The organism is Pseudomonas sp. H3_E07, assembly GCF_054668895.1.
In genome coordinates, this window is record NZ_CP162795.1 from 4,690,365 (window position 1) to 4,707,769 (window position 17,405).

A 17,405-nucleotide genomic window follows, 5' to 3' on the forward strand; every position below is an offset into this window, starting at 1 on the left:
CATTTCTCTGGCATGATAAAAACAACTTTTATCGATGGTAGTCAGTCGCCAAAGGAATACTGATGAACCTGAGAACATTACGCGCCTTTGTCGAAGTGGTGCGCCAGGGTGGTTTCTCCCAGGCGGCGGAGGTGGTGTCCCTGACCCAGTCCTCCGTCAGCAAGGCCGTCAAGACGTTGGAAGATGAACTGGGCACACCGTTGCTCAATCGCCTGGGCCACCGCAACGAACTGACCGCCGCCGGCGAAATCGCCTACCGTCGCGCGTTGGTCCTGCTCGCCGAGCGCAACGACTTGGTGGCCGAGATCAACGACCTGCGCGGTTTAAAGCGTGGCGTGCTGCGCATCGGCCTACCGCCGGTGGGCTGCGGTGTGCTGTTCGCGACGATGTTTGCGACCTACCGCAGCCGCTACCCGGACATCGACATCGAGCTCACCGAGTACGGCAGCAAAAAGCTGCGCGAGTGCCTGGAAGCGGGGGAGGTCGACCTGGCGGCGCTGCTGTTGCCGGTGGACGAAGATTTCGATTACCAGCCCGTGCGCAATGAGCCGCTGATGGCCGTGCTGCCCATGAGCCACCCGCTGGCCCACCTTGAGCGGATCGACTTCACCCACCTGGCCGATTCGCCGTTCATCCTGTTCGAAGCCGGTTTCGCCCTCAACGCCAAGATCCTCGCCGCCTGCGAGCGCAAAGGCGTGACCCCCAAGGTGACGGCCCGCAGCGGGCAGATCGACTTCATCATCGACCTGGTCGCCGCCGGCTTGGGCGTGGCCTTCGTGCCACGCATGCTGGCGTACAAGCATCAACACGCCGGCATCGCCCTGATCCCCTTGGACGAACCCCACACCGACTGGCACATCGCCCTGGCCTGGCGCACCAGCGCCCACCTGCCGCCGGCTGCCTTGGCCTGGCTGGAGTTGGCCAGGGAGCACGCGGTTTCAACCGGTCATCCGATTTAATCGCGCCGAATGCCAGAGAAAGCTTGACTTCTCCTTTTCAATCAGTAACATACGGCGCATTCCGCGATAGCTCAGTTGGTAGAGCAAATGACTGTTAATCATTGGGTCCCTGGTTCGAGTCCAGGTCGTGGAGCCAGATAGCGACATAAAAAGAAGCCTGCAGAGATGCAGGCTTTTTTTTGCCTTGGATTTCTCCGGGGTGATCAAGGCGCGCAGTGTGACCCGCATGAAGCCGTCTCTAATCCTACGATTCAGAGGGAAGCTCCATGAAAGTCGCTGCAGTCGTTTCAACCAAAGGCGAGCCGGGTAAGACCACGGTTGGCGCCAATTTAGGTGCGTTCTGCGCCGATGAAGGTGTTCGGACCCTGCTTAAAGCCTTGAATGTTTAGTCGATAGGCACAAGCCGGCGCATCCAGCAAACTCCAGCCCCTCAATGTGATACACCTGCGGCTCGTCCGAAAAATAGTTCTCCAGCCCCAACATGAACACCCGATGGTCTTCACTCGCTTCGAAGCCCGGTGTGTGGTCTTCGAGCGATTCCCAGCGCACGATCAGGTTGAATCGCTCCGGCGTTTCGATGCCTTGCGCGAGCAAATGGCCCAAGTAGCCTTTCGCGCGGCTGAGCAACGGTGCGACCTCCGCAAATGCCAGTCGGAATGCATCGATGTGTTGTTTGTGAACGGGCAGCAGGGCGATCTCGTAAATCATGGCGTGGCGCCTTCAATAGGCGCGACGGCAATCGCAATCTTCCCTTGGATGCCGTTGTTGCGGCTCTCCAGCCGCGCATGGGCGAGTCCAATGTCGGCAAGCGCATAGACCGCGCCGACATGCGGGCGCAACTGACCCTGTACGACCAAGCTGCTTAACTCATCCAGCTTGCCGCGATTTTGCCGCGTGAACACAAAGTGATAACTCGCATTTTTGCCCCAGGCCTGGACCAGGTTTTGCGGCTGGGAGATGTCCACGATCGAGACCACACGGCCCATTTGCGCGAGCGCATCAGGGCTGCGCGACAGTGTGTTGCCGCCGAGGGTATCGAATACCACATCGACTCCACGGCCAGCCGTTTCCCGCATGATGGCGTCGACATAGTCTTCCTTTTCGTAGTCGATGATCACATCGGCGCCCATGCGTTTAACGAACTCAGCATTAGCCTCGCGCACGGTAGTGAACACCTTTGCACCGATAGCTTTTGCCAGTTGGATTGCCACATGGCCGACACCCCCAGCGCCGCCATGTATCAGGATGCTTTCGCCCACCCGCAGTGCCGCGCGCACGGTCAGCGCTTCCCATGCGGTACCGCCAACCAGACTCAGGCTGGCCGCCTCAAGGTGGCTTAACGAGAGAGGCTTCTTTGCCACAATGTTCTCGGCCGCTACATGGTATTCGGCGTAACTGCCGGGGCCGTCGAAGATCTGCGGGGTGTACCAGACTTCGTCGCCTGGTGCGAAGTTGGTCACGCCCGGCCCGATGGCTTCGACAACACCGGAGACGTCGTGGCCGGTGATGGCGGGGAGGGGCACCAGGTCGGCATAGTCGCCACGTCGCACCTGATAATCCAAAGGGTTGATGGACGTTGCGTGAACCCGAACCAGCACTTGCCCGGTGTGCGGTACCGGCTTGGGCACCTCGCAGAGTTCGAACGAATCCGGGCTGCCAAACGACTTAAGTATCTGCGCTTTCATTGCCTCACCTCGTTTCGGTAAAAAGGGATATCGGGAAATCTCGATATCCTGGAGCAAAAAATTACAGGTCCTTGCCAATGATCTCGGCAAGCGCACTGATGGTTGCTTCGTTTCGCTTGTAGTAGGTCCACTGGCCAATGCGCCGTGTTTCGATCAGGCCTGCCCGATGCAGCGTGGCCAGATAATCAGACACGGTTGACTGCGACAGCCCGACGCCCTCCTGAATACTGCTGACACAGACGCCCACGGTATGAACGTCCCCTTCATCCTGTGGCGGGAAGTACTTTTCGGGATCCTTCAAACCTTTCAGGATTTCGAGTCGAGTACGGTTTGAGAGGGCTTTGAATATTTCGAGTAGGTCCATGTCGCGAGGATATCGAGATTTACCGATATGTCAATGCGCAAGATAAAGTCGCGATTTTTACCGCTGTATCAAATTTCCGCCCGCCAGCCTTCCAGTGTGCGCCACAACTTCCGCATCGTCGGGTTTTGGTTTTCAATCGCGCAGTACGAGCGAATTTCCAGACGCGTACTCCATTCCTCACCTGCAGCGCGCACCAGCACGCCACGTTCAAGCTCATCGACCACCGCGCTCTGCGGCAGCCACGCCACGCCGTAACCTTCGATCGCCATGCGCATCAGCAGCATGGCCATGTCAGCTTCGTAGCAGCGTTCCAGCACCGCGGGGGCAGGGCCATTCTTGATCACGATTTCCGCAACCCGACCCAGGAACGTCGTGGCGGTGTACGCCAGATGCGGCACGGGTTTCCCTGCATTTCCCGGCAGGCGATAGAGCGGCCGGCCGCGTTTGTCCGGTGCGCACAGCGGGATAAATGCATCATGCCCCAGGGCCAGGCTGCCAAAGCGTTCCGCGTCCAGCAGGATAGGCGCCAGCGGGTGGTGGTAGACAATCATCAGGTCACAGCTGCCTTCCTCCAGTGCAATCACCGCATCATGAATATTCGCCGCCACCACCCGCGCATTGAACTTCTCGGCGTGTCGCTGGAACTGCGCCAGCCACTTGGGCAGGAAGGTCATCGACAGGCTGTGGCCGGCGGTCACCTGGATCGAGCGTCCCGGCATGCGCTCCACTTCGCGCAGGCTGGCGCGCAGGCGCATGAGGCCGGCGAGGGCATCGCGGCTTTCGCTGCAAAAGGCGACCCCTGCGGCGGTGAGTTGCACCGGGTAGGTGCCGCGGTCGACCAGCTCGACACCCACCCATTCTTCCAATGAGCGAATGCGCCGCGACAAGGCCGACTGGGTCACGCAGCGCATTTCGGCGGCGCGGGAAAAGTTCTTCCACTCGGCGATGGCCAAGAGGTCATCCAACCATTTGATCTGCATGCCGGTTCTCCAGGCGATGAGCCAGGAGTGTAAGCGGTCACGCCCAGGCCAGGCCTGGCTTTTTACAAACTATTCCAAAAGCGCATGGGGTTAGCCGGATTACTCATCATGGGGAGCGGGGGCGGTCCCTAGAATCCGCTGCATACAACAAAAGCCATCCGAGGGCCGCACCTGTGAACAAGAACAAACTCCCGCGTCGTATTGCAGTCGGCATCGCCCTGGGCGTGCTGGTGGGTTGGGCGTGTCACCACTATGCCGGCAGCGAACAAGCGGCCAAGGCGCTGGCCGGGTACTTTTCGATGGTCACCGATATCTTCCTGCGCATGATCAAGATGATCATTGCACCGCTGGTGTTCGCCACCCTGGTGGGGGGCATTGCGAGCATGGGCAACTCGCGTTCGGTGGGTCGCATCGGGATGCGGGCGATGCTCTGGTTTGTCACGGCGTCGCTGGTCTCGCTGATGCTTGGCATGGCGCTGGTCAACCTGTTCCAGCCGGGCGCCGGGTTAAATATGCAGGTGGTGCAGCACGCCACGGCGGCGGTGCCGGTCAACACTGGCGACTTCAGCCTCAAGACCTTCATCAGTCATGTGTTCCCACGCAGCATCGCCGAAGCGATGGCCAACAATGAGATCTTGCAGATCGTGGTGTTTTCGCTGTTCTTCGGCTTCGCCCTGGCCGGCGTCAAACGTGCGGGTTATACGCGTATCACCGACACCGTGGACGAACTCGCCAAGGTGATGTTCAAGATCACCGACTACGTGATGGCCTTCGCGCCGATCGGCGTATTTGCCGCCATCGCCTCGGCGATCACCACCAACGGCCTGGGCCTGCTGGCGGATTACGCCAAGCTGATCGCCGAATTCTACTTGGGCATCGCCTTGCTCTGGGTCTTGCTGTTCGCCGCCGGCTACCTGTTTCTCGGGCGCTCGGTGTTCACCCTCGGCAAGCTGATCCGCGAGCCGATCCTGCTGGCATTTTCCACGGCCAGCAGCGAGTCGGCCTACCCGAAAACCATGGAGGCCCTGGAGAAATTCGGCGCCCCCAAGCGTGTGTCCAGTTTCGTGTTACCGCTGGGCTATTCCTTCAACCTTGACGGCTCGATGATGTACCAGGCATTCGCGATCATGTTTATCGCCCAGGCCTACAACATCGACCTGAGTTTCACCCAGCAACTGCTGATCCTGCTGACGCTGATGATCACCAGCAAAGGCATGGCCGGCGTGGCGCGGGCCTCGGTGGTGGTGGTCGCGGCGACCTTGCCGATGTTCAACCTGCCCGAAGCCGGCCTGCTGCTGATCATCGGCATCGACCAGTTCCTCGACATGGCGCGCACCGCCACCAACGTGGTGGGCAACAGCATCGCCACGGCAGTGGTCGCGAAATCCGAGGCCGAAGAAGAACCCGCTGAGCTGCCGCAGGGGGCGCGCGCATGACCACCACTTCTCGATTGGGCATCGTCGGCGGGCTCGGCTCGCTGGCGGGCGGCGATCTGTTCTACAAGCTGGTCAAATCCAGGGCCGTGCTGGAAGACCAGGGCCGTTATCATTTCCTATTCGAGCAGCACCCGTTCAAGGATGTGCGGCTGCCCCTGGATCGCCACGCGAGCATGACCGCGCGCAAATTCTATGTGTTCCAGGTGTGCAAGACCTTTGAAGACAGCGGTGTGGATGCCGTGCTGCTACCCTGTTTCGCCAGCCAGACCTTTCGCGAGGAAATCCAGCAGGAATTGGGCATCCCCGTGCTGGACATGATGCAGGCGCTCGTCCGGCACATCCTGCGTTTTGTTGCACCGGGCACCACCTTGGGGGTGATCGCGTCGGACTTCGTGCGCCACTGTGGTCTGTTTGAAAAGCACCTCGGTCAGCACTTTAACCTGGTGTATCCGGAGGACCACGCCCAGGTCGCGCTGATGGAGGCGATGTACGGCGTCAACGGCATCAAGGACGGCCACCTCGATGGCGTGCCGCTGGAGTCGGTGTACCAGGCGTGCTTGTCATTGCAAGGGCAGGGCGCCACGGTGATCGTGCCGGGCATGACCGAGCTGTCGCTGGTGTGCGGCGATCTGCAACGGCGTGGTATCAGCGTGCTCGACATCAACCAGATCTACGCCGAGTTCGCCACCCAGGCCGACGGTCCGACGCGCCAGTCGCCGTTCAAACTGGGCATCGTCGGTGGCGTCGGGCCCGCGGCGACCGTGGACTTCATGGGCAAGGTGGTCGCCCACACGCCGGCAGGCAAGGACCAGGACCATATCAAGATGGTGGTGGAGCAGAACCCGCAGATACCTGATAGAACCGCCAACCTGTTGCGCGACGAAACTGACCCTACCCTGGCCCTGTTCGCCACCTGCAAACGCCTGGAAAGCGCCGGCGCCCAAGCCATCGCGATCCCGTGCAACACTGCCCATGCGTTTGTCGAGCGCATCCAGGCGCACTTGCGCGTGCCCATCGTCAACATGCTCAGCGAGACGGTGGAGTGGATTGTGCACACCTATGGGTGTGGCCAGGCGATTGGCTTGCTGGCGACTTCAGGCACGCTGCAAAGCCAGGTCTATCACCAGGCCGCGCGACGTTCGGGGTTGGAACTGATCACCCCCGGTTTTGATTACCAGGCGTTGGTGATGGAGGCGATCTACGGCGAGCGGGGGATCAAGGCGGGGTTTACCCAGGGCGTGTGCCGCGAGCAGTTGCTGCTGGCGGCGGAGCATTTGTGTGAACAGGGGGCGAAGGTGTTGATCCTTGGGTGTACCGAGTTGCCTCTGGTACTGGCGCATTGTGACGTGTTTGAAATCGGTGCCCACCGGGTCGCCTTGGTTGATCCCACGACCGTCCTCGCACGTAGGTGTGTGAGCCTTTCGTCGGGGGCTTATCGCATCGGGTAAATTTTTTTGTGGGCACCGCTTGAAAATTTTAAGCCTGAACCTACTTAGGTTTTACGCGATGCCGAATACGGGTCGCGTACCAAATCACTTGGAGAAACCTCAGGAGATTTTGCAATGGCTACTACTCTTTCGTTGGCCCCACTGTTCCGCCATTCCGTCGGCTTTGACCGTTTCAACGACCTTTTCGAATCGGCGCTTCGCAGCGAGGCCGGTACCACCTACCCACCGCACAACGTCGAAAAGCATGGCGAGGACCACTACCGAATCGTCATTGCGGCCGCAGGCCTGGTGGAAGATGACTTGGAAATCCAGGTGGAAAAGGGCGTGTTGACCGTCGCTGGCGGCAAACGCGAACACAATGAAGGTATCACCTACCTGCACCAGGGCATCGCTCAGCGCGCGTTCCGCCTGTCGTTCCGCCTGGTTGACCACATCGAAGTGCAAGGCGCACAGCTTTCCAATGGCTTACTGAGCATCGACCTGCTCAGGGTCGTGCCGGAGGAAGCCAAGCCTAAACGCATTGCCATCGGTGGCGCTGCCAAGGCTGAGGTAAAATCCATCGGCGAGCAGTGAGTTGAAATGAATAAAGGCGCTCTTTGGAGCGCCTTTATTCGTAAGACCCTTGCTACCGTGAAGGCACATTCTTGGCGCTCGGTTCGTGCGTCGCCTTAGCGTCACGGCCCTCCCACTTGGCAATCACCAACGGCGCCAGCGCGTTGCCCAGCACGTTCAGTGCGGTAGTCGGCATCTCCATCAAGCGATACACCCCGGCAATAAACGCGATCCCTTCCAATGGCAATCCGGCACTGGCGAGCGTTGCGGAGAGAATCACGAACATGAACCCCGGCACACCCGCAGCCCCCTTTGAAGTGAGCACCATGGTCACCACCAGTAGCGCCTGATCCCCAAGGCTCAGGTCGATTCCGTATAGCTGCGCCACGAACAGCGTGCCGATCCCAAGGAACAGCGAGGCACCGTCGAGGTTGAACGAGTAACCCACCGGCACCACAAAGCTCACCAGCGAAGGCGACACGCCGTAGGTCTCGAGCTTCTTCATCAATTGCGGCATGACCGACGCTGAACTCGCCGTGGAAAAGGCCAAAATCAGTTCATCCTTGATATGGCGCATCAAGGCAAACAGATTGATCCCGCACAGGCGCGCCACCAGGTTGAGCACCACCAGTACAAAGAACGCGATAGACACGTAACTGACCATGATCAGCTTGGCCAACGGCAGCAATGAACCAAATCCGAAGTTGGCCACGGTCACAGCGATCATGCCGAACACGCCGATGGGCGAGTAGGCCATGATCATCGACGTGACCTTGAACATGGCATCCGACACGCCTCGCAGCAGCGCGATCACCGGGTCTTTGCGCTCGGCGGGCAGGCGTGCCACGCCAAGGCCGAACATCACCGCAAAAAACAGTACCGACAACAGGCTGCCCTGGGCCATGGCACTGATCACGTTATCGGGGATGATCCCGACGATAATCTGCCCCAGGCTGTGACCTGCGCCGCTGCTAGTAGGCAGAGTGATAGACGCTGCATGCAGGCTCGACAGTTCAGTGCCGGCCCCCGGCTTGAGCAGATTGCCCAGCACCAGCCCGACAATGATCGCCAAGGTGGTGATGCAGAAAAAATACCCCAGGGAGCGCGCGCCGATACGGCCCAGGGATTTACCGTCGCCGTGCCCGGCAATGCCCACCACCATGCAGGCAAACACGATGGGCACCACGATCATCTTCATCAGCTTGATAAAGATATCGCCCGCCGGTTGCAGGAGATTGTCCACCAGCCACGGCCGGGATTCGGGGAGCTGGTGCAACAGGGCACCAATGGCGATGCCGGCAAGCAAGCCGATCATGATTTGCCAGACCAGCGCGATACGGGGCGTGTGCATAGGAATGCCTCATTTGAGATCAATGATTTTTAAGTTGTTGTTCTAGGCAGTCAAAACAGCGGCCGTCCGGTGGCCGCCGGGTGCAGCAAAGGGCGTCAGCGCAGGTCGCGGCACGCGTCCTTGAGACGACGGCAACCTTCTTCGATCACTTCTGACGAGCTTGCGAAGGACAGGCGCACATAGGGCGACATGCCATACGCCGCACCGCTCACTGTGGCCAGGCCGTAGTCACGCAACAGGTAGTCCACCAGTTGGGTGTCACTGTCGAGGCGATCACCTTGCGGGGTGAGCTTGCCCATCAGCCCGCTCACGTTGGCGAACACATAGAACGCGCCGTCTGGTGGGGTACAGCTCAAGCCGGGGATGTCCGCCAGCAGAGCCAGCATGCGTGCGCGGCGTTGCTGGTATTCCTCGCGCATAGCGGCGATGGGCGCCTGGTCGCCTGTAAATGCGGCCACGGCGGCGGCCTGGCTGAGGGAGCTGGGGCAGGTAGTGGTTTGCGACAGCAGCTTGGCGATGGCCGCGATCAGCCAGGCCGGGCCTGCACCGAAACCCAGGCGCCAACCGGTCATCGCATAGCCTTTGGACGCGCCGTTGACGATCAGCGTGCGCGGCTTGAGGTCGGGCGCCAGGCGCGTCAATGGCACATGCCGGGCCCTGCCGTAGATGAAGTGTTCGTAGATCTCGTCAGCCATGATCAGCACATGGGGATGACGACGTAACACCTGCGCCAGCGCGAGCAATTCGGTCTCGTTGTACACCGCACCACTGGGGTTGTTCGGGCTGTTGAGGATCACCCATTTGGTGCGCGCCGTGATCGCCTGTTCAAGGGCGTCGGGGGACAGCTTGAAACCCAGGCTTTCATCGCCGGGAATGATCACCGGTGTTGCATCGTTGAGCCGTGCAATGTCCGGGTACGACACCCAATAAGGCGTGTGCACGATGACTTCATCACCCCGATTCAGCGTGGCGGCCAGCGCATGGTAGATGACGTGTTTGCCGCCGCAACCGGCCACCACTTCATCCAGTCCGTAGGCCAGGTCGTTGTCCTGCTGCAGCTTGAGGCAGATGGCCTGGCGCAGGGCGAGGGTGCCGGTGGTGGATGTGTAGTGGGTGTCGCCGTTGTGCATCGCCTGGCTGGCCGCCGCAAGGATATGCGCCGGGGTGTCGAAGTCCGGCTCGCCCACGGTGAAATTGACGATATCGCGGCCTTGGGCGCGCAGTTCGGTCACCAACGCATTGGCGGCAATGCTGGGGGAGGGCGCGATGCCCAGGACGCGGTCAGACAAAAAGTGCTTCATGGCGCCAACCCTGCGTGGTCCAGGACCTTGTCGATCCAGCTCTGGCGCACGGCACCGCTGGCGATCTCGGCTTTGACGGCCTCTTCATGTTCGGCATGTTGCGCGGCACGGCGCAGCACTTCGGCGGCGTCGGCCTGGGAAAACGCGACCAGGCCGTCTTCATCACCCACCACCAGGTCGCCGGGGTTGACCAGCATGCCACCGATGGACACCGGCACGTTCACTTCACCGGGACCAGTCTTGTAGGGGCCGGTGTGCACCACGGCGCGGGCGTAGCAGGGCGTGTCGTCAAAGCTGGCGACATCGCGGATCGCACCGTCGATCACAAAGCCCACACAACCACGTTGCTGGGCGTAGAGCTTGACCAGCTCACCGATCACCGCGTTATTGGTATCGCCCTGGCCGTCCACCACCAGTACGTGACCAGGTTGCAGCAGGCTCATGGCTTTGTAGATCAGCAGGTTGTCGCCAGGTCGGGTCTTCACCGTGATCGCCGTGCCCACCAGTTTGCCGCTGCGGTTGTAGCGCGTTAGGCCGCGCGCGCCGATATGCCGGCCAAGGTTGTCGCTGATGTGTGGGGTCACCACCTGAGCGAATGCCTCGACCAGTTCGGCCGGGGCCATGGGGGCGTTGGGAAGGATGCGTGAACCGGGCAAGGACATGGCAAATCTCCAGAGTCGTTTGGATAGCGATGGGCTATGGCCGGATCTTAGGAGTGATGATCGGAGAGTTTTAGCGATATTTTATGATGTGATAGCATCGATTTTTTTCATGATAGCCTCGCCATGATCACCTTCAAGCAAATCGACGCGCTTTACTGGATCGCTGAACTGGGCAGTTTTGAAGCGGCGGCCAACAAGCTGAACATGTCGCAGTCAGCGATCTCCAAGCGCATCCAGGAGCTGGAAGAAACCTTCGATGTGGAGATTTTCGACCGCAGCAAGCGCAACGCACGGTTGACGGAAAAGGGCGGCGAGTTGCTGGACTACGCCCGCGACCTGCTCAACAGTCGCGACCAGTTACTGGAGCGGGTCAGCGCCCGTGAAGTGCTAGTGCGCAGGTTTCGCCTGGGCGTCACTGAACTCACTGCACTGACCTGGCTGCCGGCGTTGGTGGAGGCGCTGCGCCAGACCTACCCCAAGGTGCAGATCGAGCCGTCGGTGGAACTCAGCAGCGAGCTGTTTCGCAAACTGGAAAGCGACCAGTTGGACCTGGTGATCGTGCCCGACGTCTACAGCGATCCGCGCTTCCACAGCACCCCCCTGCAATGCGTGAAAAACGCCTGGATGTGCTCCCCTGGCCTGATCCCGGACGTCGACCCCATCAGCCTCGAGACCTTGGCCAGCTACACCGTGCTTACCCAGGGCGCACAGTCGGGAACCGGGATGATCTACGAGCGCTGGCTGGCGGCAAACAACGTGCAACTGCCCCGTACCCTCACCAGCCACAACCTGCTGGTGCAAGCCGGGTTGGCGCTGTCGGGGATCGGCGTGAGCTACCTGCCCTTGGCATGCCTGTCCCATCTGATCGAGCAAGGCACCTTGCGCGCGTTGGTCACAGAGCCGGTGCTGCCGGATATCCAGTATGTGGCGTTGCACCGGATGGACCGGCAATACGGGTTGAATCAAGAGGTGGCGCAACTGGCACAAGCGTGCTGCAATTTCTCGCGGCTGTTGTTCTAGGGAGCGATCATGAAACGCCATTTCGAAGATTTGCAGCTCGGCAGTATCGAACTCTTTTGCCTCGCTGCCGAAGCCAGCAGCTTCACCGCTGCCGCGCAGGTTGCCGGTGTGACCCCCGCAGCGGTCAGCCGCAGTGTCTCGCGCCTGGAAGAACGCTTGGGTTCACGGTTGTTTGTGCGCACCACCCGCAGCATCCGACTGACCGACAGCGGCCGGACCTTCTTCGAGCAATGCCGCCAGGCCCTGACCCAGTTGGTGGAAGCTCAGCAGGAAGTGATGGGCGCGCAGGCCGTGCCGTCTGGCCTGCTGCGCATCAGCATTCCCACCACCTACGCCCATCACCGCTTGCTGCCGCTATTGCCGAGGTTTCGTGCGCTGTACCCGCAAGTCACGGTGGATATCCACATCAGCAACCGCAATATCGACTTCGTCGCCGAAGGTTATGACCTGGCCATCCGCGTGCGCGCCCAGCCGGACTCGTCGCTGATTGCCCGCCTGCTGGAGGACGGCGAGCTGGTGGTGGTCGCATCTCCGTCCTACCTTAGGCGCGCTGGCATCCCACAGACGCTGGAGGATTTATCCGCCCATGAATGCATCCAGTACGAACTGCCGAGCAATGGTCGTCGGATCTCATGGCTGTTCCAGGTAGACGGTAAGGCGCAGGAGTATGCGGGGGAGGCGGGGTACAGCTGCTCCGACGATGTGCTGGGGGGTGTGACCCTGGCCATGCATGGCGCGGGGCTGTTTCAGACCTACAAGTTCATCGTCGAGCAGGCGCTGGCCAACGGTAGCCTGGTGGAGGTGTTGCAGCCGTTTGGTGGGCGCTCGCGGCCGTTTACCTTGTTGTATCCCCATGGGCGATATGTGCCGCATCGGGTGCGGGCGTTTGTGGATTTCCTGATGCAGTGTCGGGACGAATGGGCGGCGCAGTAGAGGCGGCGATATCCCAGGTCAGCAGCAGTTGGCTGATGGCCGCGTCGATAGTGGCATGGGGCACAGTGTCCCGCGCCAGAATCGAAATGCCCTGCAGGAAGCTGTCAAACACCGTTGCCATCACGGCCGGGTTGATGGTCTGTGGCAACTGCCCAAGGCGCATTGCCCGCTCTACGCACGCCACAATCCCCGCGCGGGTGCGCAGCCGCGACTGCGTCAACCCATCTGCCACCCGCGCGTTATCCGGGCTCGGCGCGCTCATCACCCCCAACGCCACCATGCACCCCTTGGGATGCCCGTCTTCACACTGCATGCGCGCCGACTGGCGCAGCGCCGTTTCAACCGCCTGGCGCGGCGGCAGGCTTTCGTCCCACAAGCATTCGGTGACCTTGGCGTAGGTCGCCAGGTAACGCTGCACGCATTCGTCGAACAGCGCCTCTTTGGAGCCGAAGGCCGCGTAAAAACTCGGTGCGGAGATGCCGCCACCCAAGCCGGCCTTGAGCTGGGCGAGGGAGGTGGCGTCGTAGCCGTGTTGCCAGAACAGGTGCAAGGCCTGGTCCACAGCGCGTTCGCGGTCGAAGGTACGGGGGCGGCCCATCTGTGCCATGTCAAGTCTCCGGTGGCTAGCGATATAGATACTAGTCGATACATAAGTCGTTGACAACGCGGTGCGCTCAGTTGCAACATTTGTATCGATCAGTATCTAAGTCTCGCTCAAGGAGTGTTCTGTGACACCTTCACTTACGTTATCGGCGTCATCCGACCGCCTGCCCATCGGCGCATTGCTTGCCCTGGCCATGACCGGCTTCATTTGCATCGTCACCGAAACCCTGCCGGCGGGCTTGTTGCCGTTGATCAGCGAAGGCCTGGCGATTTCGCCCTCCATGGCCGGGCAAATGGTCACCGCCTATGCCTTGGGCTCGGTGCTGGCGGTGATCCCCATGACCATCGCCACCCGTGGCTGGCGGCGGCGCAATGTGTTGTTGCTGACCATCGTCGGTTTTTTGCTGTTCAACTCCATCACCGCATGGTCGTCTCATTACGGCGTGACGCTGGTGGCGCGCTTCTTTGCCGGTGTGGCGGCGGGGTTGGCCTGGAGCCTGTTGGCCGGTTACGCCCGGCGCATGGTGGCGCCGCATCAACAGGGCAGGGCGCTGGCATTGGCGATGGTTGGTACGCCGATCGCGCTGTCGTTGGGTGTGCCGTTGGGCACATGGCTGGGTGGGTTGGTCGGCTGGCGCACAACCTTTGGCCTGATGTCGGCGGTGAGCCTGGTGCTGATTGTGTGGGTGTTGGTGAAAGTCCCGGACTATGCGCCTCAACCTACGCATCAACGTTTGTCCCTGGGCAAGGTGTTGACCACTCCGGGCGTACGGCCGGTGTTGGCGGTGGTAATCAGCTGGATGCTGGCGCACAACATTCTGTACACCTACATCGCACCGTTCGTGGCGCCGGCTGGCTTGGCGGATCGGGTTGACCTGGTGTTGTTGGTGTTCGGGGTGGCCGCGCTGGCGGGAATCTGGCTCACGGCCAAATGGGTCGAGCCGCTGCTGCGCCGGACCGTGCTGGTCAGCCTGGTGGCCTTTGCCGCGATGAGCGCGGTGTTCGGCTTGCTCGGGAATGTACCCGTGGTGATCTACTTCGGCGTAGCGGTGTGGGGCCTGAGTTTCGGGGGCGCCGCGACATTGCTGCAAACCGCCCTGGCTGATGCGGCGGGAGATGGCGCTGACGTTGCGCTGTCGCTGAATGTGGTGGCGTGGAACAGCGCGATCGCCGGCAGCGGTGTGGTCGGCGGGGTATTGCTGGACACCTGGGGCGTGGCGTCGTTTCCGTGGGCGATGCTGGTGCTGATCGGCGTATCGCTGGCGATTGCCTGGGGGGCCAGCGCCCATGGTTTCAAGCCGGGCGCGCGGGATGCGGGAAAACCCACAGCGGTCGGGCACTAATCCGACATTCGCCAGTCAATAACCCTCGCAATATCATCCACTTGGCTCCGCTCGACGGAGCCTGTCGCTTCACTCCCTTTCGAAGATTTAATGCATGTACCTACGCAAAATTGCCGTTGGGCTGACCGCCCTTGTTTTGCTTTCTTCCGGGGCCAACGCCCGAAGCCTGCCGGACCTCTATTCCAAACAGGAAAAACAGCTCACCTTCGACAGCTGCGCCGATCTGTTCCCCGCCACCCCGATCAAGACCGCCACCGTCCCGGCCGCGATGAAACCCCTGGCCCTGTGCTCCGACCATTTCGCAGTGCTCTATTCGCAAACCAGCAAGACCCCTCTGGTGGTGGTCGAGCGCCTGAATGCCGCACTTCTCAAAGACGCCAAGGGCGAGGAGCGCACCAACCAGTTTTACGCCGACCCACGTATTCCCAAAAGCGGTCGTGCGGAGTTGAGTGACTACCGCGCTCAGCATCCGGCCGTGGACCGTGGCCACCAATCCCCAGCCGCCGATGCGCCGAACGCCAACGCCATGGCGCAGTCATTTGCGCTGTCGAACATGGTGCCCCAGGACCCCACCAACAACCGCAAAATCTGGAGCAAGGTCGAGGCCGACGTACGCAAGTTTGCCGTGCGCGCCGGCGGCGATGTGTACGTGTTCACCGGCCCGCTGTTCGACCCTGGCTACGGCACCATCGGCGCCAACAAGGTCTGGGTGCCGACGCGCCTGTTCAAGCTGGTGTACGACGCCTCAAGCAAACGCGCCTGGGCGTATGTGCTGCCCAATGCGGAAACACGCATTCAAAAGCCGATGGACTACGAGACGTTTGTGAAGAGCACCGGGCTCAGGTTGTTGGGGGATCTTCCGGTGTCGGGGTCGGTGGGGCGTACCTGATACATTGAGAAATATTCCACAAGCCGGCGGTACCTGGGGAGCATTGCCGGTCAACGCCTGCATGAAACAACAAACCTTGACATGACATGGCTTGGTTCCCATCCCATTAGTAGTGCGGCATAATGAATGGTGGCATATGGCTATTTTACGCCGTAACAGTTTCTCTGCGTCACACCTCTTTTTGCGAGAATAATCGGTAAATCTCGCAGATCAGGGTATTTTTAAGTGGTTGGTTAAATCAAAGGGAGTTTGAGATGAGTGATAATTTACCTAAAGAAAAGCATTTTGTTTCCGGTTTTAAATCCGGGCTTGTCGATATGCTTTCTGTTGCATTAGGCGCGCTGGTTGCTACCGGCGTGATTTTACTTACCTATAAGTATAGTGAGTGGATGAGCTTGGTTTCTTATTTGTCTGCGCTGGTTTTACTTTTGGTTGGTATGGCAGTTTCATATGCCGGATGTAGTCGCCGGTTGTCATTTCTAATACATAGCTCGATTATGGCTTTTCTCTGTGTGATGTTATCGACTGACGTTTTAAAGGTGGCGGCATCTACCACCCTAAATACTGTGTATAGAGACACCCCGTTGCAGTTGGTTCCCGGCTTTATCCTAGAGAATTCCAATGGGGTGGTTTCGTGGGGGTATATAGCGCTGGAGTGTGTGGTGGTACTTGCGGTAATGGTGGCGTATCGCTGGTTTGATGCAGTGCAGCAGGCAAGGAATTGCCTAAAAAAGTAGACTTTTTAGATTTTAATGAGGGCAGGGCTACGGCTCTGCTATTAACCTCGTGTGAACGTTTAAGGGTTTTGCTGGATGAAAGAAAAGTTGAATCTCGCTTGTAATATAAAGCTCATGGAGCAAGATGAGAAATATCGGGATATACGAAATTATATTTTCTTTCATTCGTTGTCTGACGCTGTTTGGCGCAATCATCAGGTGCTGACTTCAGATTTGGCAGAGTTATTAGATCTTACTGCGTCAACTGATACACAAACTATTTTTGCCAAAAGAACTCGGGTGCAAAACTCGCTGTTGAATCTTCTCAATGCGCACAAGCTGTTTATTGATATCTTAAAGCGTCACCATGAAAAGAATGAAAAACGACGCTATAGGCAGTTAAGGTTGATATTGGGTTATTATTATGATGAGGATTTTAATTATCGTATCTTTGAGGTTTTAAGGAATTACTGTCAGCATTTTAGCTCTGTTCCAATTGATATTTTTTCAGATTTTGAAGGTGTATCTTACATTTTTATAAATAAACAAGAGCTTGGGAAGGATGCTAAGGCGAAAAATAAAATAGAAAGAGAGTTGGCGTCTCCGTTACATATGGAGTTGAACTCTGCAGTTCGTGATTGGCTAGTCGTGGTGACTCATATATATGGCTTGGTTTTAGATTTTTTTGCCTATAAGTCAAGTCTTCATGTTTGCGATTTTTTACAACAATTGGAAACGGATGTGGCGAAGAGTCGTTCTGAGCCGTTAGTTGCAGAGGTGATGAAGTCTGTCGAAATAAAAATAATAAAAAAGAGAATGCTTTTCCCTGTTCTTCCTGATCCTGAACAGCTCTGTCGAGGAATTCTTGAAAGAATTGGAAGCGCTGAGCAACGACTTAGATATGAAAGTGCGAAGACTATCATTAGTGACCTGCGCTCATCTAAAAATTACGCAAGAAAAAGAAAGGGGTTTGGGATTGATTTTGAGAGTAAGGGATTGGACACGCTTACACTTAAACAACTGAATAGATGGTTGAATGGGGAAGACCCAATCTGAAGAATCACCCATGAGCATCACGGTAAGCGGCTGTTGCTTTGATAGGCAGCAGTCCGCTTTGTTTGAGGGGAGGGCTTAGGGCTTATACTAGCGCCCTGGCAATCAAC

The 17,405-nt window shown here is 58.9% G+C and carries 18 protein-coding genes, 1 tRNA gene and 1 pseudogene; 12 read left to right on the forward strand and 8 right to left on the reverse strand.

From position 1 onward, the window contains the following. Positions 1–62: 62 nt before the first annotated feature. From AB4O08_RS21455 to AB4O08_RS21465, 3 genes and pseudogenes are all read left to right on the forward strand, one after another. The gene (locus AB4O08_RS21455; RefSeq protein ID WP_021490785.1) at positions 63–959 is read left to right on the forward strand and encodes a LysR family transcriptional regulator; all 897 of its coding nucleotides are present in this window, start codon (positions 63–65) and stop codon (positions 957–959) included. Between the two features lie 60 nt (positions 960–1,019). Next, positions 1,020–1,095, forward strand: a tRNA-Asn gene (locus tag AB4O08_RS21460). 130 nt (positions 1,096–1,225) lie between these two features. Beyond that, positions 1,226–1,330 (forward strand): annotated as a pseudogene (locus AB4O08_RS21465) (ParA family protein); the annotation flags it as partial. On the opposite strand, the gene AB4O08_RS21470 reads toward AB4O08_RS21465, so the two are convergent. From AB4O08_RS21470 to AB4O08_RS21485, 4 genes are all read right to left on the reverse strand, one after another. After that, complete coding sequence (locus AB4O08_RS21470) at positions 1,329–1,667, reverse strand: antibiotic biosynthesis monooxygenase family protein (protein WP_252959230.1); 339 nt, start codon at positions 1,665–1,667, stop codon at positions 1,329–1,331. The pseudogene AB4O08_RS21465 and the gene AB4O08_RS21470 overlap by 2 nt on opposite strands. Continuing rightward, on the reverse strand, positions 1,664–2,644 hold the full coding sequence (locus AB4O08_RS21475; RefSeq protein WP_021490777.1) for a zinc-dependent alcohol dehydrogenase family protein: 981 nt from the start codon (positions 2,642–2,644) through the stop codon (positions 1,664–1,666). The genes AB4O08_RS21470 and AB4O08_RS21475 overlap by 4 nt, the downstream gene beginning before the upstream one ends. Positions 2,645–2,705: 61 nt before the next feature. After that, positions 2,706–3,008 (reverse strand): ArsR/SmtB family transcription factor, encoded by a 303-nt coding sequence (locus AB4O08_RS21480; protein ID WP_010208932.1) that lies wholly within the window; start codon positions 3,006–3,008, stop codon positions 2,706–2,708. Positions 3,009–3,076: 68 nt separating this feature from the next. Continuing rightward, positions 3,077–3,988, reverse strand: coding sequence for a LysR substrate-binding domain-containing protein (locus AB4O08_RS21485; RefSeq protein WP_460114334.1), 912 nt, complete (start codon positions 3,986–3,988; stop codon positions 3,077–3,079). 173 nt (positions 3,989–4,161) lie between these two features. On the opposite strand from AB4O08_RS21485, the gene AB4O08_RS21490 reads away from it, so the two are divergent. The 3 genes from AB4O08_RS21490 (at position 4,162) to AB4O08_RS21500 (ending at position 7,445) form a co-directional block, all read left to right on the forward strand. After that, a complete protein-coding gene (locus AB4O08_RS21490; protein ID WP_010208934.1) occupies positions 4,162–5,424 on the forward strand; it encodes a dicarboxylate/amino acid:cation symporter in 1,263 nt (420 codons plus the stop codon). Beyond that, positions 5,421–6,872, forward strand: coding sequence for a cysteate racemase (cuyB, locus tag AB4O08_RS21495; RefSeq protein ID WP_460114335.1), 1,452 nt, complete (start codon positions 5,421–5,423; stop codon positions 6,870–6,872). Before AB4O08_RS21490 ends, cuyB begins: the two co-directional genes overlap by 4 nt. A 114-nt stretch (positions 6,873–6,986) precedes the next feature. Then, positions 6,987–7,445 carry an Hsp20 family protein gene (locus tag AB4O08_RS21500; protein ID WP_010208936.1) on the forward strand — a complete coding sequence of 153 codons (459 nt, stop codon included), beginning with the start codon at positions 6,987–6,989 and terminating at the stop codon, positions 7,443–7,445. Positions 7,446–7,497: 52 nt separating this feature from the next. On the opposite strand, the gene AB4O08_RS21505 is transcribed toward AB4O08_RS21500, so the two are convergent. The 3 genes from AB4O08_RS21505 to AB4O08_RS21515 all read right to left on the reverse strand — a co-directional run bounded on the left by AB4O08_RS21505 (position 7,498) and on the right by AB4O08_RS21515 (position 10,738). After that, the gene (locus AB4O08_RS21505; RefSeq protein WP_010208937.1) at positions 7,498–8,775 is read right to left on the reverse strand and encodes a cation:dicarboxylate symporter family transporter; all 1,278 of its coding nucleotides are present in this window, start codon (positions 8,773–8,775) and stop codon (positions 7,498–7,500) included. 95 nt (positions 8,776–8,870) lie between these two features. Next, positions 8,871–10,076 (reverse strand): pyridoxal phosphate-dependent aminotransferase, encoded by a 1,206-nt coding sequence (locus tag AB4O08_RS21510; RefSeq protein WP_010208938.1) that lies wholly within the window; start codon positions 10,074–10,076, stop codon positions 8,871–8,873. Then, the gene (locus AB4O08_RS21515) at positions 10,073–10,738 is read right to left on the reverse strand and encodes an RraA family protein (RefSeq protein WP_010208940.1); all 666 of its coding nucleotides are present in this window, start codon (positions 10,736–10,738) and stop codon (positions 10,073–10,075) included. The genes AB4O08_RS21510 and AB4O08_RS21515 overlap by 4 nt, the downstream gene beginning before the upstream one ends. 123 nt (positions 10,739–10,861) lie before the next feature. Between AB4O08_RS21515 and AB4O08_RS21520 the strand changes: the two genes are divergently transcribed. Then, positions 10,862–11,758: a LysR family transcriptional regulator gene (locus AB4O08_RS21520; protein ID WP_021490774.1), complete on the forward strand. Its 897-nt coding sequence runs from the start codon at positions 10,862–10,864 to the stop codon at positions 11,756–11,758. A 9-nt stretch (positions 11,759–11,767) separates the two neighbouring features. Then, positions 11,768–12,691, forward strand: coding sequence for a LysR family transcriptional regulator (locus AB4O08_RS21525; RefSeq protein ID WP_021490773.1), 924 nt, complete (start codon positions 11,768–11,770; stop codon positions 12,689–12,691). Here the strand turns inward: AB4O08_RS21525 and AB4O08_RS21530 are convergent. Continuing rightward, positions 12,594–13,298 (reverse strand): TetR/AcrR family transcriptional regulator, encoded by a 705-nt coding sequence (locus AB4O08_RS21530; RefSeq protein WP_460114336.1) that lies wholly within the window; start codon positions 13,296–13,298, stop codon positions 12,594–12,596. The two genes, AB4O08_RS21525 and AB4O08_RS21530, sit on opposite strands and share 98 nt — an antisense overlap. A gap of 121 nt (positions 13,299–13,419) precedes the next feature. Here AB4O08_RS21530 and AB4O08_RS21535 point away from each other — a divergent pair, with 121 nt between their 5' ends. The 4 genes from AB4O08_RS21535 to AB4O08_RS21550 all read left to right on the forward strand — a co-directional run bounded on the left by AB4O08_RS21535 (position 13,420) and on the right by AB4O08_RS21550 (position 17,298). Beyond that, positions 13,420–14,637: an MFS transporter gene (locus tag AB4O08_RS21535; RefSeq protein ID WP_029529082.1), complete on the forward strand. Its 1,218-nt coding sequence runs from the start codon at positions 13,420–13,422 to the stop codon at positions 14,635–14,637. A gap of 94 nt (positions 14,638–14,731) precedes the next feature. Further along, positions 14,732–15,526 (forward strand): DNA/RNA non-specific endonuclease, encoded by a 795-nt coding sequence (locus AB4O08_RS21540; protein WP_042571824.1) that lies wholly within the window; start codon positions 14,732–14,734, stop codon positions 15,524–15,526. 254 nt (positions 15,527–15,780) lie between these two features. Then, positions 15,781–16,263: a hypothetical protein gene (locus AB4O08_RS21545; RefSeq protein ID WP_069672424.1), complete on the forward strand. Its 483-nt coding sequence runs from the start codon at positions 15,781–15,783 to the stop codon at positions 16,261–16,263. A 75-nt stretch (positions 16,264–16,338) separates the two neighbouring features. Then, positions 16,339–17,298, forward strand: coding sequence for a hypothetical protein (locus tag AB4O08_RS21550; RefSeq protein ID WP_042571822.1), 960 nt, complete (start codon positions 16,339–16,341; stop codon positions 17,296–17,298). Positions 17,299–17,405 lie beyond the last annotated feature (107 nt).

Excerpts from the sequence above, each read along its gene's own strand:
- AB4O08_RS21500 (WP_010208936.1), top strand. The coding sequence starts at position 6,987 with ATGGCTACTACTCTTTCGTTGGCCCCACTGTTCCGCCATTCCGTCGGC.
- AB4O08_RS21505 (WP_010208937.1), bottom strand. The coding sequence starts at position 8,775 with ATGCACACGCCCCGTATCGCGCTGGTCTGGCAAATCATGATCGGCTTG.
- AB4O08_RS21515 (WP_010208940.1), bottom strand. The coding sequence starts at position 10,738 with ATGTCCTTGCCCGGTTCACGCATCCTTCCCAACGCCCCCATGGCCCCG.
- AB4O08_RS21455 (WP_021490785.1), top strand. The coding sequence starts at position 63 with ATGAACCTGAGAACATTACGCGCCTTTGTCGAAGTGGTGCGCCAGGGT.
- AB4O08_RS21510 (WP_010208938.1), bottom strand. The coding sequence starts at position 10,076 with ATGAAGCACTTTTTGTCTGACCGCGTCCTGGGCATCGCGCCCTCCCCC.
- AB4O08_RS21550 (WP_042571822.1), top strand. The coding sequence starts at position 16,339 with ATGAAAGAAAAGTTGAATCTCGCTTGTAATATAAAGCTCATGGAGCAA.
- AB4O08_RS21540 (WP_042571824.1), top strand. The coding sequence starts at position 14,732 with ATGTACCTACGCAAAATTGCCGTTGGGCTGACCGCCCTTGTTTTGCTT.
- cuyB (WP_460114335.1), top strand. The coding sequence starts at position 5,421 with ATGACCACCACTTCTCGATTGGGCATCGTCGGCGGGCTCGGCTCGCTG.
- AB4O08_RS21475 (WP_021490777.1), bottom strand. The coding sequence starts at position 2,644 with ATGAAAGCGCAGATACTTAAGTCGTTTGGCAGCCCGGATTCGTTCGAA.
- AB4O08_RS21485 (WP_460114334.1), bottom strand. The coding sequence starts at position 3,988 with ATGCAGATCAAATGGTTGGATGACCTCTTGGCCATCGCCGAGTGGAAG.
- AB4O08_RS21530 (WP_460114336.1), bottom strand. The coding sequence starts at position 13,298 with ATGGCACAGATGGGCCGCCCCCGTACCTTCGACCGCGAACGCGCTGTG.
- AB4O08_RS21520 (WP_021490774.1), top strand. The coding sequence starts at position 10,862 with ATGATCACCTTCAAGCAAATCGACGCGCTTTACTGGATCGCTGAACTG.
- AB4O08_RS21525 (WP_021490773.1), top strand. The coding sequence starts at position 11,768 with ATGAAACGCCATTTCGAAGATTTGCAGCTCGGCAGTATCGAACTCTTT.
- AB4O08_RS21480 (WP_010208932.1), bottom strand. The coding sequence starts at position 3,008 with ATGGACCTACTCGAAATATTCAAAGCCCTCTCAAACCGTACTCGACTC.
- AB4O08_RS21545 (WP_069672424.1), top strand. The coding sequence starts at position 15,781 with ATGAGTGATAATTTACCTAAAGAAAAGCATTTTGTTTCCGGTTTTAAA.
- AB4O08_RS21470 (WP_252959230.1), bottom strand. The coding sequence starts at position 1,667 with ATGATTTACGAGATCGCCCTGCTGCCCGTTCACAAACAACACATCGAT.